This window comes from Streptomyces sp. NPDC048734 (genome assembly GCF_043198675.1).
In the GTDB taxonomy this organism is placed as follows: Bacteria; Actinomycetota; Actinomycetes; order Streptomycetales; family Streptomycetaceae; genus Streptomyces.
The window spans coordinates 1-21,228 of the sequence record NZ_JBICUZ010000011.1 but is presented as its reverse complement, the minus strand read 5'-3'; the positions used below and the strand labels follow the sequence as shown (position 1 = coordinate 21,228).

19 protein-coding genes and 2 tRNA genes are annotated in these 21,228 nt (G+C 72.0%); 15 read left to right on the top strand and 6 right to left on the bottom strand.

The genetic code is table 11. The features are described 5' to 3' along the window. Window positions 1-543: a DsbA family protein gene (locus tag ACGFQC_RS26155; RefSeq protein ID WP_363089131.1), complete on the bottom strand. Its 543-nt coding sequence runs from the start codon at window positions 541-543 to the stop codon at window positions 1-3. 234 nt (window positions 544-777) lie between these two features. On the opposite strand from ACGFQC_RS26155, the gene ACGFQC_RS26150 reads away from it, so the two are divergent. Together ACGFQC_RS26150 and ACGFQC_RS26145 are read left to right on the top strand one after the other, a co-directional pair. Beyond that, the gene (locus ACGFQC_RS26150) at window positions 778-1,224 is read left to right on the top strand and encodes a hypothetical protein (RefSeq protein WP_363089130.1); all 447 of its coding nucleotides are present in this window, start codon (window positions 778-780) and stop codon (window positions 1,222-1,224) included. 222 nt (window positions 1,225-1,446) lie between these two features. Beyond that, the gene (locus tag ACGFQC_RS26145) at window positions 1,447-1,599 is read left to right on the top strand and encodes a hypothetical protein (RefSeq protein ID WP_363089129.1); all 153 of its coding nucleotides are present in this window, start codon (window positions 1,447-1,449) and stop codon (window positions 1,597-1,599) included. Window positions 1,600-1,660: 61 nt separating this feature from the next. Here ACGFQC_RS26145 and ACGFQC_RS26140 read toward each other — a convergent pair whose 3' ends face one another. Together ACGFQC_RS26140 and ACGFQC_RS26135 are read right to left on the bottom strand one after the other, a co-directional pair. Continuing rightward, window positions 1,661-2,221: a CGNR zinc finger domain-containing protein gene (locus tag ACGFQC_RS26140; RefSeq protein WP_363089128.1), complete on the bottom strand. Its 561-nt coding sequence runs from the start codon at window positions 2,219-2,221 to the stop codon at window positions 1,661-1,663. 276 nt (window positions 2,222-2,497) lie between these two features. Beyond that, complete coding sequence (locus ACGFQC_RS26135) at window positions 2,498-2,911, bottom strand: SsgA family sporulation/cell division regulator (protein ID WP_004002642.1); 414 nt, start codon at window positions 2,909-2,911, stop codon at window positions 2,498-2,500. Between the two features lie 192 nt (window positions 2,912-3,103). On the opposite strand from ACGFQC_RS26135, the gene ACGFQC_RS26130 reads away from it, so the two are divergent. The 7 genes from ACGFQC_RS26130 (at window position 3,104) to ACGFQC_RS26100 (ending at window position 11,424) form a co-directional block, all read left to right on the top strand. After that, window positions 3,104-3,562, top strand: a complete 459-nt coding sequence (locus ACGFQC_RS26130) for a TIGR02611 family protein (protein WP_363089127.1) — start codon at window positions 3,104-3,106, stop codon at window positions 3,560-3,562. Window positions 3,563-3,643: 81 nt separating this feature from the next. Beyond that, window positions 3,644-3,715 (top strand) — tRNA-Val (locus tag ACGFQC_RS26125). 1,111 nt (window positions 3,716-4,826) lie between these two features. After that, window positions 4,827-6,116: an extracellular solute-binding protein gene (locus ACGFQC_RS26120; RefSeq protein ID WP_363089126.1), complete on the top strand. Its 1,290-nt coding sequence runs from the start codon at window positions 4,827-4,829 to the stop codon at window positions 6,114-6,116. Window positions 6,117-6,130: 14 nt separating this feature from the next. After that, complete coding sequence (locus ACGFQC_RS26115) at window positions 6,131-7,087, top strand: sugar ABC transporter permease (RefSeq protein WP_363089125.1); 957 nt, start codon at window positions 6,131-6,133, stop codon at window positions 7,085-7,087. Then, a complete protein-coding gene (locus ACGFQC_RS26110) occupies window positions 7,084-7,959 on the top strand; it encodes a carbohydrate ABC transporter permease (protein ID WP_363089124.1) in 876 nt (291 codons plus the stop codon). Before ACGFQC_RS26115 ends, ACGFQC_RS26110 begins: the two co-directional genes overlap by 4 nt. 10 nt (window positions 7,960-7,969) lie before the next feature. Beyond that, a complete protein-coding gene (locus tag ACGFQC_RS26105) occupies window positions 7,970-8,584 on the top strand; it encodes a hypothetical protein (protein ID WP_363089123.1) in 615 nt (204 codons plus the stop codon). A 101-nt stretch (window positions 8,585-8,685) separates the two neighbouring features. Continuing rightward, window positions 8,686-11,424, top strand: coding sequence for a Tat pathway signal sequence domain protein (locus ACGFQC_RS26100; RefSeq protein WP_363089122.1), 2,739 nt, complete (start codon window positions 8,686-8,688; stop codon window positions 11,422-11,424). Window positions 11,425-11,683: 259 nt separating this feature from the next. Here the strand turns inward: ACGFQC_RS26100 and ACGFQC_RS26095 are convergent, their stop codons facing one another. Further along, complete coding sequence (locus ACGFQC_RS26095; protein WP_363089121.1) at window positions 11,684-14,023, bottom strand: SCO7613 C-terminal domain-containing membrane protein; 2,340 nt, start codon at window positions 14,021-14,023, stop codon at window positions 11,684-11,686. A 103-nt stretch (window positions 14,024-14,126) separates the two neighbouring features. Here ACGFQC_RS26095 and ACGFQC_RS26090 point away from each other — a divergent pair, with 103 nt between their 5' ends. Further along, complete coding sequence (locus tag ACGFQC_RS26090) at window positions 14,127-14,573, top strand: SRPBCC family protein (RefSeq protein ID WP_363089120.1); 447 nt, start codon at window positions 14,127-14,129, stop codon at window positions 14,571-14,573. A gap of 39 nt (window positions 14,574-14,612) precedes the next feature. Then, window positions 14,613-14,684, top strand: a tRNA-Val gene (locus ACGFQC_RS26085). Window positions 14,685-14,757: 73 nt separating this feature from the next. Here the strand turns inward: ACGFQC_RS26085 and ACGFQC_RS26080 are convergent. Beyond that, a complete protein-coding gene (locus ACGFQC_RS26080) occupies window positions 14,758-15,483 on the bottom strand; it encodes a 3'-5' exonuclease (protein WP_363089119.1) in 726 nt (241 codons plus the stop codon). Between the two features lie 192 nt (window positions 15,484-15,675). Here ACGFQC_RS26080 and ACGFQC_RS26075 point away from each other — a divergent pair, with 192 nt between their 5' ends. The 3 genes from ACGFQC_RS26075 (at window position 15,676) to thrS (ending at window position 19,532) form a co-directional block, all read left to right on the top strand. Beyond that, entirely contained in the window at window positions 15,676-16,242 is a 567-nt protein-coding gene (locus ACGFQC_RS26075) for a DUF4365 domain-containing protein (protein ID WP_363089118.1), read from the top strand. Continuing rightward, a complete protein-coding gene (locus ACGFQC_RS26070; protein WP_363089117.1) occupies window positions 16,239-17,465 on the top strand; it encodes a hypothetical protein in 1,227 nt (408 codons plus the stop codon). Before ACGFQC_RS26075 ends, ACGFQC_RS26070 begins: the two co-directional genes overlap by 4 nt. A gap of 90 nt (window positions 17,466-17,555) precedes the next feature. Next, window positions 17,556-19,532 carry a threonine--tRNA ligase gene (thrS, locus tag ACGFQC_RS26065; RefSeq protein WP_363089116.1) on the top strand — a complete coding sequence of 659 codons (1,977 nt, stop codon included), beginning with the start codon at window positions 17,556-17,558 and terminating at the stop codon, window positions 19,530-19,532. A gap of 211 nt (window positions 19,533-19,743) precedes the next feature. Here the strand turns inward: thrS and ACGFQC_RS26060 are convergent, their stop codons facing one another. After that, the gene (locus ACGFQC_RS26060; RefSeq protein WP_363089115.1) at window positions 19,744-20,415 is read right to left on the bottom strand and encodes a potassium channel family protein; all 672 of its coding nucleotides are present in this window, start codon (window positions 20,413-20,415) and stop codon (window positions 19,744-19,746) included. A gap of 67 nt (window positions 20,416-20,482) precedes the next feature. On the opposite strand from ACGFQC_RS26060, the gene ACGFQC_RS26055 reads away from it, so the two are divergent. Continuing rightward, window positions 20,483-21,043, top strand: coding sequence for an HIT domain-containing protein (locus ACGFQC_RS26055; protein ID WP_363089114.1), 561 nt, complete (start codon window positions 20,483-20,485; stop codon window positions 21,041-21,043). The last annotated feature ends 185 nt before the right edge of the window (window positions 21,044-21,228 follow it).

Genomic DNA, 21,228 nt, shown 5'->3' with positions numbered 1-21,228 from the left:
TCAGCCCTGTCCGGCCAGCAGCCGGTCCGCGATCTCCTCGACGCGCTCGCGGAGCCCCTCCTGGCTCTTGCCGCCGTCGAGGCGCTCGCCGCCGATGACGTACGTCGGGGTGCCGGTGATGCCGATCGCCTTGCCCTCGGCCTGGTCGGCGTCGACGATCAGGATGTGCCGCCCGTCGATGAGCGCCGTGTCGAACTCCTCGGCGTCCAGGCCCAGTTCCCGCGCCACCTCGACCAGGAAGGATTCTCCCCCGCGGTCCAGTTCCTCGACCCGCGCCAGCACCGCCTCGACGTACGGCCAGCCCCGCCCCTGCTCCGCGGCCTCCTCGGCGGCCTGGGCCGCGGCGAAGGAGTGCCGGTGCTTCTCCAGCGGGAAGTGCCGCAGTCGCGGCTCCAGCCGGTCGCCGTAGCGCTCGCGCAGGGCGCGCAGATCGGCCAGGGCGGTACGGCAGTCCGGGCACTGGAGCTCGCACCAGACGTCGAGGACGACGGTGGGACGGGCGGAATCGGGCGCCGGGACGGCCGCGGGGGAGGAGTCGCTCATGCCCCCAGTCTTCCAGCCCCCGCCCCGGCCCCCCAATCCGGACGGCCCGCACCGCCGCGAAGCACGACGCCCACCGGCACCCGGGGAGGAGCCGACCCGGAGATGTCCCTGATGTCCGGCTGAGGCATGGCCCGGCGACCACTCGCAGGTGCAGGATGGAGGAGCGATGCGCCGCCCCGCGGCGGCGCGGAGCCGTACCGCCTCTGCCCGAGTGTCCCGTGTCTGGAGGACCGGATGATTGCCGAGACCGTGTGTTCCGCCGTCGCCGCGGCCGGCCTGGGCATCGCGGCCGTCACGGCGTACCGCAAGCGTTTCCTGGCGGCTGCCCGGACGGCGGCCTACGCACTGGTGCCCCTCGGCCTGGTGATGACGGGGGTCGTGGAGTGGGCCGCCGACACCGCCTTCAGCCCGACGGCCTGGGCGGGCTTCGGCGTCCTCGGCGCCGCCTGGGCGCTGCTGGCGACCACCCGCGTGGTCGAGCGCCGCAGGGGTGGCGGCACCCGCAAGGAGCGCAGAGCGGCGGCGCGCTCCGCACCGACCGGCGCCGTGGCGCCGACCGCGTCGGCACCCTCGCTGGGGCAGGGCGCCCGGCCCGCCTCCCGCCCCGCCGCCGCGCCCCGGACGACCCCCTCGGACGACTTCAGCGACATCGAGGCCATCCTCAAGAAGCACGGCATATGAGGCGGTGCCGGCGACCGGTGACGGCCCGGCGCCAGTGCGTCACCCGGGCTGACGAGGTCTCGCGCGGCAGGACCGCCCCGCGGCGGAAACGACACAGTCGGGCGGCGCGCGCGCGGAAATGATCACGGCTGGAAACCGACATCACGGAATTCGGCGAACAACCGCTCAATCCGGGCATGCTGATCGCGTGCGGTGCGCCGCCTGCGTCATCATCGCCGCGAGATGCTGGACACGACACGGAGTGATGCCGCGCCCCCTCAGGACGAGCCGCGCGGATGCCTCTTCGCCCTTTCCCAGCCGCCGCTGATGATCTTCCTGGCGGTGATCGGGTGTCTGCTGCTCATGGCCTCGCTGCATGACCTGCTGCTGCTCTGAGCCGTACCCGCGGTCCCCGGCGTCACCCGCCGGGGCCGCGTCGGCGTCACAGACGAGGGCCTCAGCCCGCCGCCTCCTTGCGGCGCGCCCGGTAGGCGGCCACATGCAGGCGGTTGCCGCAGGTGCGACTGTCGCAGTACCTGCGTGACCGGTTGCGGGAGAGGTCGACGAAGGCGCGACGGCAGTCCGGGGCCTCACAGCGCCGCAGTCGCTCCTGTTCCCCGGCCACCACGAAGAAAGCCAGGGCCATCCCGCAGTCCGCCGCGAGATGGTCCGCGATGGAGGCGCCGGGGGCGAAGTAGTGCACATGCCAGTCGTAGCCGTCGTGGTCGGTGAGCCGGGGGGTGGTGCCCGCGGCGGCGACCAGCTCGTTGATGAGCGCGGCGGCGGCGCGGGGGTCCGGAGCCGCGAAGATCCGGGCGAACCGTCCCCGGACCTTGCGCACCGCGGACAGATCGAACTCGGAGAGCACGCCGACGTCGCTGATCTCGTGCTTTCGCACGAAATCCCCGAGGGTGGCGACATCCGGCAGCCCGTCCGGGGTGGTGTCGTCCTCCGGTGCGGTGTTCACCAGATCCACCACGGCATCGAGCGCACACCGGGTGTCGTGGGTGATCAGCACGTTTCGCTCCCTGGCCTGGAGGGTCGGGCGGGCGCCCGCCGATGCTGGCCGATGGTAGCCGCACCGGGCCGTCCGGCCACCGGTCGGTCGAGGCCGGAATCGCGCGGCCGTCCGCCGGTGGACGGGGCGGCGGCCACGGGATCCGGCGTGCACGCCGAAGCCGCCCCACGGACAAACCGTGGCGCGGCGTCGGCGCGTGCCCTATGCGGTTGTTGTCCGAGCCCGAGCCGTCTCCCCGAGTGGACGGCGCCGGGCGGCTCAGTGGGAGCCCTCTCCCTAGCTTTCCGCCAGGATGTGCGAGAGCTCCTGATCGAGGTCGAAGTGACGGTGCTCCGTGCCCGGGGGCACGGCCGCGTCCGTCCGCTTCAGGAAGGATTCCAGGGCCCGCGCCGGGGCCTCGAGCAGGGCTTCCCCCTCCGGGGAGCTCAGGGCGATGCAGACGACGCCCTGACCGTGACTGCGCGACGGCCAGACTCGGACGTCGCCGGTGCCCGTGGGCCGGTGCAGGCCCTCCGCGAGGAGGTCGCGGGCGAACACCCACTCGACGGTTTCCTCGGCTCCGGTGTGGAAGGTGGCGTGCACGGCGTAGGGGTCGGCCGTGTCGTACCGCAGGCCTGCGGGGACAGGCAGGGAGGACTCGCTCGACACAACGAGGCGCAGGTGCAGCTCGCAGCTGACCGTGGTGTTCATAAGCGCCAGGGCCTTTCGCTCAGTGTGCGCTCGGGGATTCGCACGTCGGCGAAATCGACATGCCACCTAGGGTGCCGTTGTAAACCCCTCTGCGTGGTTTGCGTGTGTTTACGTAACTCTTCCGGCCCAGAGATGTGATCGCGGAGTACCACCATTACGGTGACTCGAATCTCTCGGGTAGGGTTTGGCTGTATGAATACGGGGAGTGACGCTCCGGGCGAGGTGGCCATGGCGGCGAACGACGCGAGGTCGGACGGGGCGGCGAAGCAGCAGGAGCAGGCCCTCGGATCCCGGGCCCCGGAGTTCATCAGGGCACGCCGGGTCCTGCACCTGAGCTGGCAGGTCGGGATCTTCGTCGTCGGCCTCGCGGTCGTGGTCGCCGGCATCATCATGCTGCCGCTGCCCGGTCCCGGCTGGGTCGTGATCTTCGGCGGCATGGCGATCTGGGCGACCGAGTTCGTCTGGGCCCAGCTGGTGCTGCGCTGGACCAAACGCAAGGTCACCGAGGCGGCGCAGCGCGCGCTCGACCCGAAGGTCAGGCGCCGCAACATCATCCTGACCTCGATCGGACTCGTGATCATCGCGGCCGTCGTCGGCTTCTACGTGTGGAAGTTCGGGATCGTGATGCCCTGGAAGATCAAGGACCAGTGAACCGCCGCCGAAGCGCGGGGGTGGCGGTCCGACCATGGTCACGGGGACCCGCTGACATGCGGTAACGTACTTCCTGTGCCCGGGCGATTAGCTCAGTGGAAGAGCGCTTCGTTCACACCGAAGAGGTCACTGGTTCGAACCCAGTATCGCCCACCCGGCACGGCGGCCCGTCTGCGACAGAGCAGACGGGCCGCCGTCGTGTGCGCGGACTCTCCCGGACTGTCGCGCCGCCCGCGAAGGCCCGCGCATCCCGCGTCGCGGACGTGCGCGGGGGTGCACGGTCGTCGGCGTCACCCCGTCACGGTGGACGGCCCGTGACCGCCGCCCTCGGGCGTGGCTCGTGCCGGCCCTTCCGGTTCCTGCGGCCGGTTCCGTGACCGGGCTGTACGGCCGGCTCCCGTGTCCCGCCCCTGCGACCGGCTGCCGTCACCGTGCTCGAGGGCCGGCTCCCGTGACCGGATCCGTCGATCGGTCCTCACGGCGGGACCAGGTGACCGCCCCAACGGCCGGCTCCCGCGATCGGCCCCAACACGACCTGGTCCCGGCGGTCGGCCCCGTTGCGGCGGTCCTGCGTGGGGCCTCCGCGGGGTGACCTCGGGCGGGGCCCACGCAGGTCGGCGTGACGGCCGCCGCGGATCGACCTGGCGTGGCCGGTCGACGTCGGTCGGCCCGCGGCCGCGGTGTCCGCGGGGCGGCCTCTGTCCGGCGCTCCGGCGTCGGAGCGCCGATCGGAGTACCGGTTCCGGGGATCTGCCGCCCTGACCGATCAGGCGGCCGATCAGGTGTCCGGAAGGGCAACCGGGGCGACGGTCGGAATCGATCACGTTCTCCGTCGAGGGATCGATCGAGACCCCGGTCCCCGCGTGAACAAGAACCGACCGGTCCCGTCCCCACGGCACCCGAGCAGCGCGTCCCGGGATCTCCCGGCCCGCCCCGAGCAGGTCACCCACCCTGCATCGCCCCGCCTCCCGCCGTGCCTCCCGGCTCTCCCGTCCCACCGCGGCAGGCGCATTTCAGCCGCCCGCAGTGGCCGATCGAACCGCCGGTTGCTGTCCGGGTGGCCGAACGTGCGCCTCCGACCTGCGCGTTCACCCTGTCGATGGCATGACGTCAGCTCCACGGTGCCCCGATGCCGCGCAGTCGCCGATCGAGAAATTCCTGTCCGAATCATTGACGCTCCCCCCACCCCCTCGTACCTTGTGCCAGCAAGCGCTTTCTTGAAACGATTCATGCAAGCGGCAACGACGCTGCGGGGAGGCCGGCTGTGGGAACCAGCAGGAATGTGGAGAGGCGAACGATCCTGAAGGCGGCGGGGGCCACGGCGGCGACGCTCGGCCTGGCCGCGACCACGGGCTGCGGAGGGAGCGGGGGCGCGTCCTCCGACGGGACGGTGACGCTCCGTTACGCTTGGTGGGGCGGTGAGCCGCGCACCATTGCGATCAAGAAGACGATCGCACTCTTCGAGAAGAAGTTCCCGAAGATCAAGATCAAGCCTGAATTCACCGACTACGAGGCGTTCTGGGAGAAGTTCCAGACCCAGGCCTCCGGTGGGAATCCGCCGGACGTTTTCCAGAACGCGGTCACTTTCCTGCGCAAGTACGACAAGCGCGGCGTTCTGATGGATCTCAAGACGCAGGCGGACGCGGGCAATCTGCGCCTGGAGAACTTCCGCAACGGCGTTCTGGCGAACGGTCAGGTCGACGGCAAGCAGATCGGCGTCCCGGTCGGCGCCAACACCATGGCGCTCGTCATCGACCTCAACGCCTTCAAGAAGGCGGGCGTCGAGGCGAAGTTCGGCTGGACCTGGGACGAGTACTTCGACGTGCTCCAGACGATCCAGGACAAGCTGAAGATCGCCGGCGACACCGGTTACTTCAGCATCATGTACCTCTACGACCTGTACCTGCGCCAGAACGGCAAGGCGTTCTTCACCGACTCCGACCTCGGATTCACCGAGGACGACCTGACGCAGTGGTGGGAGGACGGCTACAAGCGCGTGAAGTCCGGGCTCGTCGCCGACCCGAAGAAGATCGAGCAGGCCAAGCCCAAGTCCGGTCTCTCGGCGGGCCTCGCCGCGTCCGAGTTCACCTGGGACAACTTCTCCATCCGCTACCAGGGTGAGGGCGAGTCGGACTACGGGCTCGCGCCGATCCCGACCACGAACGGCAAGGACACCGGTCAGTACCTCGGCTCGCTGATGCTGAGCGCCTTCTCGGGGACCAAGCACCCCAAGGAGGCCGCGCAGTTCATCGACTTCATGGTGCACGACCCCGAGGTCGGCAAGATCATGGGCTACGACCGCGGCATCCTCGCCACGACCGAGCAGTACGAGGCGTTCACGCCCACCGACGACAACAACAAGGGCGTCAAGGCGTACGAGGACGAGGTAGCCGCGGCCGGCGTGCTCGGGAAGATCACCCCGCACCCGTCCGGCGCCGACATCATCGAGGCGGCGTTCGGTCGCCTCGGCGGTGAGGTCGCCCAGGGCAAGTCCAAGCCGGCCGCCGCCGCCAAGGCGCTGTTCAGCGAGGCCAAGGCCGCGTTCGCGGGCTGAGGGGACCTACCGTCATGACGCTTGTCAAAGAAGCGCCCGCGCGCCCGGCCGGGAAGCGGTCCGCCGCTCCCGTCGCCGGGCGGCGCGGGCGGCGCCGCGAGAACCTCGCCGGCTATCTCTTCATGTCGCCGTGGATCGCGGGATTCCTGCTGCTCACGGCGGGACCGATGATCGCGTCCCTCTACTACGCGTTCACCAGCTACAACCTGTTCACGCCGCCCCAGTGGGTGGGGCTGGACAACTTCACGACGATGTTCGAGGACCCGCGCTGGCAGAAGTCGGTGGAGGTCACGCTGAAGTACGTCGTCGTGGCCACTCCGCTGAAGCTGCTGCTCGCACTCGGCGTCGCGCTGCTGCTCGCGCAGAAGCGGCGTGGCCAGGGCGTGTACCGGGCCGCGTTCTACATGCCCTCGCTCATCGGCGCCAGCGTCTCCGTGGGTTTCGTGTGGCGGGCGCTGTTCTCGGACGACGCGGTCGTGGACCGCACGCAGAAGATCTTCGGTTTCGACGTGGGTGGCTGGATCGGCAACCCGGACTACGTCCTCTACGCCCTGGTGGCCCTCAGCATCTGGCAGTTCGGCGCGCCCATGGTCATCTTCCTGGCCGGCCTCAAGCAGGTTCCGCGGGAGCTGTACGAGGCCGCCGAGGTGGACGGGGCCGGGCCCTTCCGCAGGTTCTGGAACATCACGCTTCCGATGATTTCCCCGGTGCTGTTCTTCAACGTGCTGCTGGAGTCCATCCACGCGTTCCAGGTGTTCGGCTCCGCGTACGTTGTCTCCGACACCCGGTGCGGGCCCGCCGACGCCACGCTCGTCTACACCTGTTACCTCTACCAGAAGGGCTTCAAGGAGGCCCAGATGGGCTTCGCCTCCGCGATGGCCTGGACGCTGGTGGTCGCGGTGGCGCTCGTCACGGCGGTCCTGTTCTGGTCGCAGAAGAAGTGGGTGCACTACGAGGAGGCCGCCAAGTGACCACTGCCACCAGCCCTGCCGTGCGTACCGCGGACGAGCGGCGGCGCACCGGATCGATCGCCTGGCACGTGGGCGCGCTCGTCCTCCTCGCGGTCGTCCTGTATCCCGTGATCTGGGTGGTCGGAGCTTCGTTCAAGCCGAGCAAGGACATCATCGCCAGCCTCGACCTGCTGCCCGCCGAGCCGGTCTGGGCGAACTTCTCCGGACTCGCCGACGGCATCTCCGGCATCTCCATCAGCAGCTTCTTCGTCAACTCGCTGATGTACGCGGTTCTCGCCGTGGTCGGTGTAGTGGTGTCCAGCTCGCTGACCGCGTACGCCTTCGCCAAGATCCGGTTCGCCGGGCGGAACCTGCTGTTCACGCTGATGATCGGCACGCTGCTGCTGCCGTACCACGTCCTGCTCATCCCGCAGTACGTGATGTTCCGCAACCTGGAACTCGTCGACACGCTGGTGCCGCTCGTCGCGGGCAAGTTCCTGGCCACGGAGGCGTTCTTCGTCTTCCTGATGGTGCAGTTCATGCGCGGGCTGCCGCGCGAGCTGGACGAGGCCGCCAAACTCGACGGCTGCGGCCACCTGAGGACCTACTGGTCCATCGTGCTGCCGCTGTGCCGGCCCGCCCTCATCACCAGCGCCATCTTCACCTTCATCAACGCGTGGAACGACTTCATGGGGCCGTTGATCTACCTCAACACCCCCGAGAAGTACACCGTCTCGCTCGGCCTGATGATGTTCCGCGACCAGGAGGGCATCTCCAACTACGGCAGCATGATCGCGATGTCGCTGGTGGCGCTGGTGCCGGTCATCGCCTTCTTCATGGCCTTCCAGCGCTACCTCATCGACGGCATGGCGACGTCCGGACTGAAGGGCTGAGGCCGTCACCATGGCGCAAGCACGCGTGAAGGAGCGCGCCCCGCGCAAGGAGCGCCCGCGCAGGGAGTCCGTGTTCGGCGAGCGCTTCGCGGTGTTCGCCGAGTGCCTGCTCACCGGCGTGTGGATCGCCGTGGCCTGTCTCGGGGTCGTCACCTGTCCCGCCGCCTTCGCCGCCGGCGCACGGCACCTGCGGCGGCGTACGCGTCATGAGGGCGGCGGCCTGCGGGAGTTCGTCGCGGACTTCCGGGCGGCCCTGCGCCGAGGGTGGGCCGTCGGGCTCGCCGGGTGGGCGGCGGGCGCCGCGGTCTGGGTGGACGTCCAGGCCGCGCGGGCCGGGCTGCCCGGCGGGCCGTTCGTCGGGGCCGTCGGTCTGTTCGCACTGATCGGGCTGGTCGTGGCCCTGCTGCGGGCGGCGGCCCTCTGGACGCCGGGAGCCTCCTGGCGGACCTTACTCGCGGACGCCGGGCGCCGGACGGTGCTCGACCCCGCGGGGTCCTTCCTGATCGTCGGCGGGCTGGGCGTCGTGGCTCTGTCCGCCCTGTTCATCGCGCCGCTGGCGGTCCCCGTCCTGGGGGCCGTCGCGGCGGCGGCCGTCGCCGTCGAGGAGCGCCACCGGCACCGCTGACGGGCGGTGCCCCTCCGGGCCGGCACCCCGGGCGCCGGACCTCAATCTGTCATGCCCCTGACCAGCCCTTGCACTCCGCACGGAAGGAAAGGCAGCATCCCATGTCTCCCATCCCCCGCAGATCCCTCCTCAAGGCGGCGGCCGTCGCCGGAGCCGCCGCACAGTTCTCCTGGGCGCTAGGGACGAAGAACGCCGGGGCCGCCCCCGTGGCAGCGCCCGCGGACGCCGACCCGGTCACCCTGGACTGGCTGGAGGACGGCGGCCTCGGCGCCGCCCCCGGCTCCACGCTCGGCGTGCCCTGGCCGATGGGCGTCCACCGGGAGGACCAGACCTTCGCGCTGACGGACGCCGACGGCAAGGCCGTCCCCGTGCAGTCCTGGCCGATCGCCTACTGGCCGGACGGATCGCTCAAGTGGACCGCCCACGCAGTCAGTTCTGGCAACGGCAAGCTCACCCTGGCCGCCGGGGCGCCGGCCGCCCCCGCCAAGAAGGTCACCGTCGACAGAAGCGGCGGCACCATCGACGTGTCGACCGGCGTCATCACCGTAAAGATCGGCAAGTCCGGCGCCACCCTCGTCAGGTCGGTCACCCGCGGCTCCACCGAGATCGCCAGGAACGGCCGCCTGGTGCTGATCCGGCAGCCCGAGATCGAGGACGGGGACCAGGGCGCCGTCAAGACCGAGCGCTTCGACGGGGCCGTCGACGCCGTCACCGTCGAGCAGGAGGGCCCGGTCCGCGCCGTCGTCCGCATCGACGGCAAGCACCGAAAGGGCAGCCGCAGTTGGCTGCCCTTCTCGATCCGCCTCTACTTCTACGCAGGCGCCGACTCCTTCCGCATGGTGCACACCATCACCTACGACGGCACGCAGGAGCCCGGCAAGGCCGGCGGCGACTTCATCCGCGGCCTCGGCGTGCGCTTCAGCGTCCCGATGCGCGACGCGGCCTACGACCGGCACATCCGCATCGGCGGCGAGGGCACGGGCCTGCTGCGGGAGGCCGTCAAGGGCATCACCGGCCTGCGCCGCGACCCGGGCGCGGCCGTGCAGGCGGCCCAGTACGCGGGGGAGAAGCTGCCCGACCCGGCCACCTGGGACCAGCGGGTCACCACCCGGCTCCAGTACATCCCCGAATGGGGCGACTACACCCTCTCCCAGCTCTCCGCCGACGGCTTCACCGTGCGCAAGCGCACCAAGAAGGGCCACGGCTGGATCGGCGCCGGCGGCGGCAGGCGAGCCTCCGGCTTCGGGTACGTCGGCGGGGCGAGCGGCGGACTCTCCTTCGGGCTGCGGGACTTCTGGGAGAAGTTCCCCGCCCAGCTCGACATCCGCGACGCCCAGACCGAGGAGGCCGAGGTCACCCTCTGGCTCTGGTCACCCGAGGCGCAGCCCATGGACCTGCGCTTCTACCACGACGGCATGGAGCAGGACACCTTCGCCGAACAACTCGAGGGCCTCAACATCACCTACGAGGACTACGAGCCCGGCTTCGGCACCCCCTACGGCATCGCCCGCACCTCCGAACTCCTCTTCTGGGCCAACGAGTCGACGCCGACCCCCGCGCAGCTCGCCGAACAGGTCGAGGCCGTCCGGGTGCTGCCCCAGCTCGCCGCCCCGCCCAAGCAGCTCATCAAGGCCCAGGTCTTCGGACCGGGCCTCTACTCCGAGCCGGACCGCTCCACCCCCGCCAAGGCGAAGATCGAGGACCACCTCGACTTCCTCTTCACCTACTACAAGGACCAGGTGGAGCAGCGCCGCTGGTACGGCTTCTGGGACTACGGCGACATCATGCACACCTACGACACCGTGCGGCACCAGTGGCGCTACGACATCGGCGGCTACGCCTGGGACAACTCCGAACTGTCGCCGGACCTCTGGCTCTGGTTCGCGTACCTGCGCAGCGGCCGGTCGGACATCTTCCGCTTCGCCGAGGCGATGACCCGGCACACCGGCGAGGTGGACGTCTACCACCTCGGCCAGTGGGCCGGCCTCGGCACCCGGCACGGCGTCCAGCACTACGCCGACAGCGCCAAGCAGCAGCGCATCGCCAACACGACGTACCGCCGCTACTACTACTTCCTCACGGCGGACGAACGGGTCGGCGACCTCATGCACGCCAACGTCGACTCCGACGAGACGTTCCTCGTCCTGGACCCGATCCGCAAGATCCGCACCGAGCCGTACACCCCCGACCGGCACGCCCTGTCGATCGGCTTCGGCACGGACTGGAGCGGCCTGGTGTCGGCCTGGCTCACCGAGTGGGAGCGCAAGGGCCCCAAGTGGGAGAAGGCCAGGGCGCGCGTGCTGTCCACGATGGAGACGATCGCCGCCCAGCCCAACGGCTTCGTCCAGGGCACCGGCCTCTACGACCTGGACACCGGGAAGTTCGCCGTCGCCGAGAAGCCCGCCGTCGGCGTCTCGCACCTCTCCGCCGTCTTCGGCCTCAACGAGCTGTGCGCCGAGCTGATCCACCTCGTGGACATGCCGAAGTTCAACGAGGCCTACTTCGACTACTGCCGCTACTTCAACGCCACCAAGGCCGAGCAGGCGGCCCGCTACGGCTCCAACTTCGGCACCCTGCTGCTGTTCCAGGGCCACTCCCGCCTCGACGCGTACGCCGCCGTGCAGACCGGGGACGACAAACTCGCCAAGCGGGCCTGGGAGAAGTTCTACAACTCCGACGGCTACAAGGAGTCCGCCCCCTGGAAGACGGAGGCGCTGAGCGGGCCCGCCACCCTGGTGCCGGGCAGCGAGGCCGCGTGGGTGTCCACCAACGACACCGCGCTCTACGGCCTCGCCGCCATCGAGAACCTGGCACTCCTCGGCGACAGGATGCCGTCGTAGGGGAGCGGTTCGCGAAGGACCGGCTCCGGGAGGACCGGTTCCCCGAGGGCTGGTGCCGTGGCGGGCAGCGTTCGCCCGTGAAGGAGCGGCGGCCGGTGCGTGCTTTGGGGGTACCCCCGGCCGGAGGCTGGGGGAGTGCCGGCCGGAGGCCCTCGTACCGGGCCTGCTCGGGTCTTCGGCCGGTGCGGCGACTGGGGGTCCCCCCCTCCGGGGGAGCGTGCCGGGCGTCGCGACAGGGCGAACGTCGCCCGTCGCGGCGCTAGTTCATCCTGCCCAGAACCTCCCGCACGTGCCGGACGTCCCGCAGTCGCCGCTCGTACGTCGCGCCCACGGCGAGCAGCAGGACTCCGGCGAGTGCGGGGGGTACCCAGCGGGGGAGCGCGTCGGTCACCTGCACCAGGTAGGGGGCCAGTTCGTGGAGGGCGTCCAGCACCAGCACCGAGCCGCCCAGGAGCAGCGGGGCCCGCAGCCGGTGCCGGGCACCGAGCAGGGTGACCAGCAGGGCGGCCGCGCCCAGCAGCAGCGGGCGCGGCCACTGAGGGTCGCTCCAGACCGCGGCGAGGCTCGGCACCAGGGTCGCGGCCAGGCCGGGGCCGTACGCCGTCCAGGACCCGGTCAGCGGTTCGCGGTGCCGGCGCCAGGCCCCGACGAGCAGCGCCGGGACGGTCACGGGAAGGGTGTACGCCTCCGGGGTGGTGACGTCCCAGGCGGCGAGCCTGACCCAGGTGGCCAGCAGGAACAGGGCGGCGGCCGGGTAGGCGGCCCGGCGGCGGTCGGGCCGGGCCGCCGTGCCCGCGGCGATCACGCCGCAGGCCGCCAGCACCGTGGCCAGCATCGGCGCGTCGGTCGCCGCCAGGCCCAGGGCGAGCAGCGCGGCGGCGGCTCCCGCCGCCTCGACCGGCACGGTCGCCGCCGACGCGCCGAGCCGGGCGGCGGCCAGAGCCGCGGCCACGGGGACGCAGAGAACGAGCAGCGCCGTGTGGGACGGCCGCAGGTCCGCCGCGGCGCCGGTCGCGACGGCCAGCGCGGTGGCGTACCCGAGGGCGGCCGGCGCCGCGACCGGGGTGAGGCGGGGCCACCGGCACGCCGTCGCGCACGACACCGCCAGCACCGACAGGACGGTCAGGGTCGCCGACTGGGTCGCCAGGGAGAGGAACGCCAGGTGGAGCGAGCCGGCCAGAGCCGGCCACGGCGTGGGCAGGAAGACCGTCGCCACCGTCACGGCACCCAGCACCGCCAGCGCCGCGACGTAGGGGAGTCCGAGCACCGCCGGGAGGGCCACGCAGGCCGCCCAGGCCAGGACCAGGGCTCCGGTCCGCGCCCACGGCCGCCGGGCCTCGTACCGCCCGGTCAGGAACAGGACACCGGCGACGGCCACCAGGACGAGGAGGGCCTGCCCCGCGTACGGCGGCCACGGCGTGTGCACGGTGACCGCGGCGCGGGCGTCCGACGGCTCGCCCCGCCAGGGGCGCTCCGCCCAGCCGAGCGGTCCCAGCAGCGTGACGACCACCAGCGGCACCGCCCACAGCAGCGCCAGCGCCTGCACCGCGGCACAGGCCCGGACCACTCCCTGCCGCACCGGCTCGGGGAGCCGGTGCGCGCGCACCGCCGCCAACAGCGCGACGGCGAGCACCAGATGGACCGGGACCGCCCAGCCGGCCGGCAGGGACGCCCGCAGCGGGCCGCCGCCCGCCGCCACCAGCAGCAGGCCTCCGGCGACCGCCGTGCCCGTCGCGACGCCCGGCTCCGGCAGCCGCGCGGCCGCCACCAGCGCGATCACCGCCGCGAAGACGAGGAGCGCCGCCGCACGGGCGGCGTCGCCCGGGCCGGTGGCCGTCCACGACAGCCAGCCCGCCGCCAGAACGCCCCAGCCGCCCAGACCGTACCCGCCGGCGGTGGCGGTCACCCGGACGGCACCGACGGCCCCGGCCGGCAGCAGCAGCGCCAGGACCGTGTCCAGGCCGGCCGTCACCAGCAGCGCCGTGGCGACCGCGTGCGGGTCCGCGCCCGCCGCGACCGCCCAGAGGGTCAGGGGGAGCTGGGCCGCCACCAGCGCGGCGGGCAGCGGCAGCCGCAGCGCGCCGAGACCGCGGCCGTACGCCGCCCAGAGCCCGGCGAGCACCGCCGCGGCGGCCGCCGCGTAGCCCGTGCCGTCGGTACCGGCGAGGGCCGTCTCGTGCAGGGCGTAGGCGTCCAGCACCGTCAGGGCCAGGCCGAGACCGGCCACCGACTCCGCCGTCGAGCGCAGCCCGCGCCGCAGCAACGGCAGCGGGGCGGCGAGCACCGCCAGCGTGACCGTGCCGAGCACCAGGGCCCGTCCGGTGATCCCGAGGTGCCCCCAGCTGACGAGCGTGAACGCGATCGCCGCAACGGTGAGCAGGATGCCGCCGAGCAGCAGGAGCACGTTCTGGACCCGCGGGGCGCTCGCCTCGCGGCGCGGCACGGCCGGGGGCAGGGGCGGCGCGGCCGGGCGCGACGACTGGAGCGAGGCGACCAGCCAGGCGCGGCGCGCGAGCAACTGGGCCCGGCGGGCGTCCAGTTGCCACAGCTCTGCGTCGAGGAGCCGCAGCTCCTCGGCCGGGGGCGGAAGGTGCGTCATGCAACGGAGTGTGACTCGCGCCTCGCCGCGGGGCATGGGCGTGGCTACTCAGGACGTACTCAGATCCCGGCCTTCCCGGCCCGCGGGCGGGCACACTCGGCGCATGGACCTCAACCACTACCGCTTCCTCAGCCGGTGGCCGCTGCCCGCGCCGCCCGCCGCCGTCCACGCGGCGCTGGAGCGGGTCGAGGACTATCCGCGCTGGTGGCCGCAGGTCCGCGAGGTGACCCGGCTGGACGACACCAGCGGCGTCGTCACCGTCCGCTCGCTCCTGCCCTACGGCCTGACCTTCACCGCGCGCGAGGTGCGGCGGGACCCGGTGGCCGGTGTGCTGGAGATCGCGATGGCCGGGGACCTCGAGGGCTGGGCGCGCTGGACGGTCACCGCGCACGGCGCGGGGAGCCTGGCCCGCTACGAGCAGGTCGTCGACGTCACCAAGCCGCTGCTCAGGAGGTTCGCCGTGCCCGGACGTCCACTGTTCCGCGCCAACCACCGGCTGATGATGAGGGCCGGGCGGCGCGGCCTGCTCCGGTATCTCGAAGCGGTTTGAAGGATCCCCGGGGGGACCTGTATTGTTCAGTCCGTTCCCGGGCGATTAGCTCAGTGGGAGAGCGCTTCGTTCACACCGAAGAGGTCACTGGTTCGAACCCAGTATCGCCCACCGGGAAAGGCCGGTCCGCATCACGCGGACCGGCTTCTTTCATGCCCCGGCGGGAGCGGTCGGACGCCCCTCGTCACGCCGCCGCCGACAGCGCCGGGCGCAGCGGCCAGGACGTGTCGACCGTCTCGGGGGTGCCGCTGCGCGCGAACCACGCCTGGAGCCCGCGGGCCTGCGCCGCGTGCCAGGACGTCTGCAGCACGTGCAGTTCGGCGGGGGACAGCCGCTCCAGCCGGGCCGCGAAACGCCGGCCCAGCGCCCGCACTACCTCCAGCGCCGCCAGCGCGTCCGCGGCCGCGTCGTGCGCCTCGGCCAGCGTCACGCCGTAGTGCCCGCACAGGTCGGTGAGCGTGCGACGGCCCTTGCGGTAGCGGTCCAGGTGCTTGTCCAGGACCCGCGGGTCCAGCACCCGCAGCGGCGCCGGCTCCAGCCAGTGCCCCAGCGCGGACGCGCGGTGCCGACGCAGCTCGCGGTCGAGCAGCGTCAGGTCGAACGGCGCGTTCATCACCACCAACGGACGCCCGGCAGAAGCCTGTTCGCCGAGGAGTTCGGCTATCTCGTACATCACCGGGGCCGGCCAGCGGCCGTTGCGCTGAAGGTGTTCGTCCGTCAGACCGTGCACCGCCGTGGCCCCCTCGGGCACCGGCACGCCCGGGTTCACCAGCCACCGGCTCACCCGGGGCCGGTGGCCCGGCGCGTCCTGCACGACGAGCGCGGCCGACACGATCCGGTCGGTCTCGACGTCGACGCCCGTCGTCTCCGTGTCGAAGGCCGCCAGCGGCCCCTCGTACCAGCACGTCATATCCACCAACCCCTCGCTCACCCAAGGCAGCCGACGTTCCGTCCGCCGCCCGTCTGGTGATACCCGGGCTGTTTGCGCCGTACGCCGGGAGGAGACAACAGGAGTACGGGTCCTTCCAGTTCAGGGGCCCGACGTGAAGTTCTCCCAGTCCCCGGTGCCGGGGATCCTCATTGCTCGGAAGGCTGTTCGGTCATGGTGACAGCGCAGCCCGAACGGGGCGGGCTGCTGCCCGAACTCACGGGCCCCCTTCGCGGATCGCTCGCCACCACGGCGTGCATGGAGACACTCCAGGTCGGTTACCTCCACGCGGTCGCCGCGGCCGCGGGCTGTTCGCTGTCCCAGCCGTTCCCCGACAACGGCATCGACTGGCACGTCAGCCACAGCGCCCCCGGTCACACCGTCGACGACGAGGTGACCATCAAGGTGCAGCTGAAGGCCACGTACCAGCTCCCGCCCGACCCGCCGGGGCGCTCCTTCTCCTTCACGCTGGACAACGACCACCTGCGCAAGCTCGCCCGCACCCCGGTGTCGGTGCACAAGATCCTCGTCGTGATGATCGTGCCGCGGTCGCGGGACCAGTGGCTGCGGGCCGGCCACGACCGGCTCGACCTGCGGCACTGCTGCTACTGGGTCAACCTGGCGGGGCATCCGGTCACCGGCCGGTTCCGGACCACCGTGCGGGTCCCGACCGCACGGATCTTCGACGACCGGGCGCTGTGCGAGATCATGACGCGGGTCGGGACGGGAGGCAGGCCATGACGCACCGCCCGCTGCAGGAGTCCCTGAGGCCGGTACGGCCACACCCCGTCGACTCCTCCTGGAACCGGCCCCCCGAGGCCGCCGAGGTCGACCCGGCCGTCCTCGGAGCCCTGCTGCGCCGGCACGGCTGGCAGCGCCGCGGCGGCGCCGCCGGCCGTTACGGCCGCTGGACCCCGCCCGGACCGGGCGGCGCCGCGACCAGCCTGCTCGTACCGGAGAACCGCGCCTTCCCCGACAGCGACGACCTGCTCGGCGAGGCACTGCTGGCGCTGGAGCGCAGCCAGACGCCCGCCGCCCGGGAGGTCCTTCTCGCCCTCGCCGTGCCGAGCGACGAGATCCGCTGGTGGCGGGAGACCCCGTCCGGGCCCGCCGAGGCGGCCGGAACCGCCTCCTGGGCGGCCGAGGACCGGCTGCGCGGCGCCGCCCGGCAGACGCTGCTCGCCGGCGCGCTCGCCACCCGCGCGCGGGCCGGCTACCACGGTGCCCGCCACCGGCGGTCGGCCGGCGCCATGCTGGAGAGCGTCCTCGTCGGCACCGCCGCCGACGGCCGCCGCCTGACCGCCTTCGCCCCCGTCGCCACCGCCCGCCCCCTCGCCGTACGCCTCCACCAGGCGGTCCACGCCGTCCGCGAGGCCATCGACTACCGGCGCGCCACCGGCGGCATGGACGCCTTCGACGGGGCCGTGGAGGCCGGCGCCAGCCGCGAGCTGACCGAGGCGGTCGTCGCCCTGGTGCGCGGCACCGAGGGAGCCCGGATCGCCGTCGAGTGGGCACCCGCCGCCGGGGTCCCCGAGGACTGCGCGGCCGGTGCCGGACCCGTGGAGTTCTCCCCCGGAGACCTCACCGCCCTGCGCGAGGCGGGCGCCCGCTACCTGCGCGAGGAACCCTCCGTGTCCGTGCGGATCACCGGCACCGTGGTCCGGCTGCGCAGGTCGGGGCCGCGCGGCGAGGGCGGCGTACGGCTGCGGGTGCTCGCCGGGGCCGAGGTCCCGCAGGTCCGGCTCACCCTCGACGAGGAGGACTACCGCATCGCCGGCCAGGCCCATCTGGTCGGACTGCCGGTGCGGGTGCAGGGACGGCTGGAGAGCCGGGGCGGGTTCCGCAGGCTGAGCGGCGCCCACGGAGTGGTCCCGGTGCAGGTGGACGATGCCGAACGGGACCGGCTGATGAAATCCCTCCAGGAGAACCTGGACTTCTTCGAGGAGGCCTGCGGGGGAGAATGATTTCGCGGAGGGCGGTCCCGGGTCGGTACGATCGCCTCTTGCGTGGCGATGGATTCCGGCCGCGCTTCCGCCTTCAGTCAGGAGAGACCGGTGTCAGACGTCCGTGTGATCATCCAACGCGATTCCGAGCGGGAAGAGCGCACGGTGACGACGGGCACCACGGCCGCCGACCTCTTCACCGGTGAGCGCTCGATCGTCGCCGCGCGCGTGGACGGCGAGCTGAAGGACCTCACCCACGAACTGCGCGACGGCGTGACCGTCGAGGGCGTCGAGATCTCCTCCCCGGACGGTCTCGACATCCTGCGCCACTCCACCGCGCACGTCATGGCGCAGGCTGTGCAGGAGCTGTTCCCCGAGGCCAAGCTCGGCATCGGCCCGCCGGTCAAGGACGGCTTCTACTACGACTTCGACGTGGAGAAGCCGTTCACGCCCGAGGACCTCAAGGCCGTCGAGAAGAAGATGCAGGAGATCCAGAAACGCGGGCAGCGGTTCTCGCGCCGGGTGGTGACCGACGAGGCCGCCCGCGAGGAGCTGGCGGAGGAGCCGTACAAGCTGGAGCTGATCGGTCTCAAGGGCTCCGCCTCCCACGACGACGGCGCGGACGTCGAGGTGGGCGCCGGCGAGCTGACCATCTACGACAACCTGGACGCCAAGACCGGCGAGCTGTGCTGGAAGGACCTCTGCCGCGGCCCTCACCTGCCCACCACCCGCCTCATCCCGGCGTTCAAGCTGATGCGCAACGCGGCCGCCTACTGGCGCGGCAGCGAGAAGAACCCCATGCTCCAGCGCATCTACGGCACCGCCTGGCCCTCCAAGGACGAGCTGAAGGCGCACCTCGACTTCCTCGCCGAGGCGGAGAAGCGCGACCACCGCAAGCTGGGCAGCGAGCTGGACCTGTTCTCCATCCCCGAGCAGATCGGCTCCGGCCTCGCCGTCTTCCACCCCAAGGGCGGCATCATCCGCCGGGTCATGGAGGACTACTCGCGCCGCCGCCACGAGGAGGAGGGCTACGAGTTCGTCTACACCCCGCACGCGACGAAGGGGAAGCTCTTCGAGACCTCGGGCCACCTGGACTGGTACGCCGACGGCATGTACCCGCCCATGCAGCTCGACGAGGGCGTGGACTACTACCTCAAGCCCATGAACTGCCCGATGCACAACCTGATCTTCGACGCGCGCGGCCGCTCCTACCGCGAACTGCCGCTGCGCCTCTTCGAGTTCGGGACCGTCTACCGGTACGAGAAGTCCGGTGTCGTGCACGGTCTGACCCGTGCCCGCGGCTTCACCCAGGACGACGCGCACATCTACTGCACCCGCGAGCAGATGTCGGAGGAGCTCGACAAGACGCTCACCTTCGTCCTCGGCCTGCTGCGCGACTACGGCCTGACCGACTTCTACCTGGAACTGTCCACCAAGGACCCGGAGAAGTTCGTCGGCTCGGACGAGGTCTGGGAGGAGGCGACCGAGACGCTGCGCCAGGTCGCCGAGAAGCAGGGCCTCCCGCTCGTGCCCGACCCGGGCGGCGCCGCCTTCTACGGCCCGAAGATCTCCGTGCAGACCAAGGACGCGATCGGCCGCACCTGGCAGATGTCGACCATCCAGCTGGACTTCAACCTGCCGGAGCGCTTCGATCTCGAGTACACCGGCCCCGACGGCTCGAAGCAGCGCCCGGTGATGATCCACCGTGCCCTCTTCGGCTCGATCGAGCGGTTCTTCGCGGTGCTCCTGGAGCACTACGCGGGCGCCTTCCCGGCCTGGCTGGCCCCGGTGCAGGCGATCGGCATCCCGATCGGCGACGCGCACGTGGAGTACCTGGAGAAGTTCGCCGCGGCCGCGAAGAAGCAAGGGCTGCGGGTCGAGGTCGACTCCTCCTCCGACCGCATGCAGAAGAAGATCCGCAACGCCCAGAAGCAGAAGGTGCCCTTCATGGTCATCGCGGGCGACGAGGACATGTCGAACGGCTCGGTGTCCTTCCGCTACCGCGACGGCTCCCAGGAGAACGGCATCCCGCTCGACGAGGCCGTCGCGAAGATCGCGAAGGTCGTCGAGGAGCGCGCGCAGGTCTGATCCACCGGACGCGGGGCCCCGGCGAGTCCGCTCCCCGGGGCCCTGCCCCGTTCCCCCGCGGTCTCGGCTTTCCGGGGGGCGTCCCGTCGTGTCCTCGTGGAGCCGGGCTTCGGCGGGGTTCCGTCGTGTCCTCGTGGAGCCGGGCTCCGAGGAGGGCTTGCCGTGCCCGGGGAGCCGACCTTCCGGGGCGACTCGCGGTGCCTTCGGCGGGTCACCCGTCCGAGGGGCGCTCCGTCTCGTCCCCCCGCTCGCCCTCGCGCGAGAAGACCTGGATCAGCCAGGACGAGAAGGAGCCGGTCACCGCGCCCAGCAGGGCCAGGCCGCACACCATCAGGCCGACCGCGACGAACCGGCCCATGGGAGTGACCGGCGTCACATCGCCGTAGCCGACGGTGGACAGGGTGGAACAGGCCCACCAGACCGCGTCGCCGAACGTGTGCATCTCCGTGCCCGGCGCCCCGCGCTCCTCGGCGTACACGGCGAGCGACCCCGCGAAACCGAGCAGCAGCGTCGACACTCCCGCGTAGAACATCACGCGCGCGTGCAGCGACAGCCGTGGCTCCCCGCGCCGTCGCAGCACGGTTTCGTAGAGCCGCACGATCCGCACCGGGCGCAGCAGCGGCAACAGCACCACCAGGGTGTCCAGGGAGTGCCGCCGTACGAAGCCCGGGCCCTGCCCGCTGAGCCGCCAGCGCACCGCGTAGTCCACCACGAACAGCACCCACGACGCGAGCAGGACCGCCAGACTGCAGTCCCGCCAGGCGTCGGCGAGATCGGGGGCGAGAACGAGGACGGCGTACCCGGCGAGGTAGGTCAGCGAGGCGAGGGAGAGGAGCATCTCGGTGCTCCGTTCCCAGCGGATCAGACGGCTGTCTTCGGTCATCGGCCCAGCCTGGCGCCCGTCGCGTTCACGCTCCCCCCGCCGACACGCCGCGAACGGGCGAAGCCATATGCTGCCTAGCATGACGAGTGAGCCGGAGCAGCAGATCGGAGTGGGGACGCAGGACGCGTTCCAGCGCCTGTGGACGCCCCACCGGATGGCCTACATCCAGGGGGAGAACAAGCCCACGGGCCCCGGAGCCGACGACGGCTGTCCGTTCTGCGCGATCCCGGCGAAGTCCGACGAGGACGGCCTGGTGGTCCGGCGCGGCGAGCACGTGTACGCCGTCCTGAACCTGTACCCGTACAACGGCGGCCACCTGATGACCGTCCCCTACCGGCACGTGGCCGACTACACCGACCTGACCGGGCCGGAGACCACGGAGCTGGCCGAGCTGACCAAGCAGGCGATGACCGCGCTGCGCACCGCGTCCGGCGCCCAGGGGTTCAACATCGGCATGAACCAGGGGTCGGTCGCGGGCGCCGGCATCGCCGCGCACCTGCACCAGCACATCGTGCCCCGCTGGGGCGGCGACACGAACTTCATGCCGGTGGTCGGCCACACGCGCGTGCTGCCGCAGCTGCTGGCGGACACCCGCAAGATGCTGGCGGAGGCGTGGCCTGCCGCTTGACGGCGGGGAGCGCATGACCAGACTGTCCGGCGCTTGAGGACGAGGCCGTCCAGGCCGACAGCGGGGGTGGGGGGGGGGGGGGGGGGGGGGGGGGGGGGGGGGGCGGCCCGGCCCCCCCCCCCCCCCCCCCCCCCCCCCCCCCCCCCCCCCGCCGGCCCCGGCCCCCCCCCCGGGGCGGCGGGGCG

Excerpts from the sequence above, each read along its gene's own strand:
- ACGFQC_RS26095 (WP_363089121.1), bottom strand. The coding sequence starts at position 14,023 with ATGACGCACCTTCCGCCCCCGGCCGAGGAGCTGCGGCTCCTCGACGCA.
- ACGFQC_RS26075 (WP_363089118.1), top strand. The coding sequence starts at position 15,676 with ATGGTGACAGCGCAGCCCGAACGGGGCGGGCTGCTGCCCGAACTCACG.
- ACGFQC_RS26090 (WP_363089120.1), top strand. The coding sequence starts at position 14,127 with ATGGACCTCAACCACTACCGCTTCCTCAGCCGGTGGCCGCTGCCCGCG.
- ACGFQC_RS26105 (WP_363089123.1), top strand. The coding sequence starts at position 7,970 with ATGGCGCAAGCACGCGTGAAGGAGCGCGCCCCGCGCAAGGAGCGCCCG.
- ACGFQC_RS26080 (WP_363089119.1), bottom strand. The coding sequence starts at position 15,483 with ATGACGTGCTGGTACGAGGGGCCGCTGGCGGCCTTCGACACGGAGACG.
- ACGFQC_RS26145 (WP_363089129.1), top strand. The coding sequence starts at position 1,447 with ATGCTGGACACGACACGGAGTGATGCCGCGCCCCCTCAGGACGAGCCG.
- ACGFQC_RS26135 (WP_004002642.1), bottom strand. The coding sequence starts at position 2,911 with ATGAACACCACGGTCAGCTGCGAGCTGCACCTGCGCCTCGTTGTGTCG.
- ACGFQC_RS26100 (WP_363089122.1), top strand. The coding sequence starts at position 8,686 with ATGTCTCCCATCCCCCGCAGATCCCTCCTCAAGGCGGCGGCCGTCGCC.
- ACGFQC_RS26070 (WP_363089117.1), top strand. The coding sequence starts at position 16,239 with ATGACGCACCGCCCGCTGCAGGAGTCCCTGAGGCCGGTACGGCCACAC.
- ACGFQC_RS26060 (WP_363089115.1), bottom strand. The coding sequence starts at position 20,415 with ATGACCGAAGACAGCCGTCTGATCCGCTGGGAACGGAGCACCGAGATG.
- ACGFQC_RS26150 (WP_363089130.1), top strand. The coding sequence starts at position 778 with ATGATTGCCGAGACCGTGTGTTCCGCCGTCGCCGCGGCCGGCCTGGGC.
- ACGFQC_RS26155 (WP_363089131.1), bottom strand. The coding sequence starts at position 543 with ATGAGCGACTCCTCCCCCGCGGCCGTCCCGGCGCCCGATTCCGCCCGT.
- ACGFQC_RS26115 (WP_363089125.1), top strand. The coding sequence starts at position 6,131 with ATGACGCTTGTCAAAGAAGCGCCCGCGCGCCCGGCCGGGAAGCGGTCC.
- ACGFQC_RS26130 (WP_363089127.1), top strand. The coding sequence starts at position 3,104 with ATGAATACGGGGAGTGACGCTCCGGGCGAGGTGGCCATGGCGGCGAAC.
- ACGFQC_RS26055 (WP_363089114.1), top strand. The coding sequence starts at position 20,483 with ATGCTGCCTAGCATGACGAGTGAGCCGGAGCAGCAGATCGGAGTGGGG.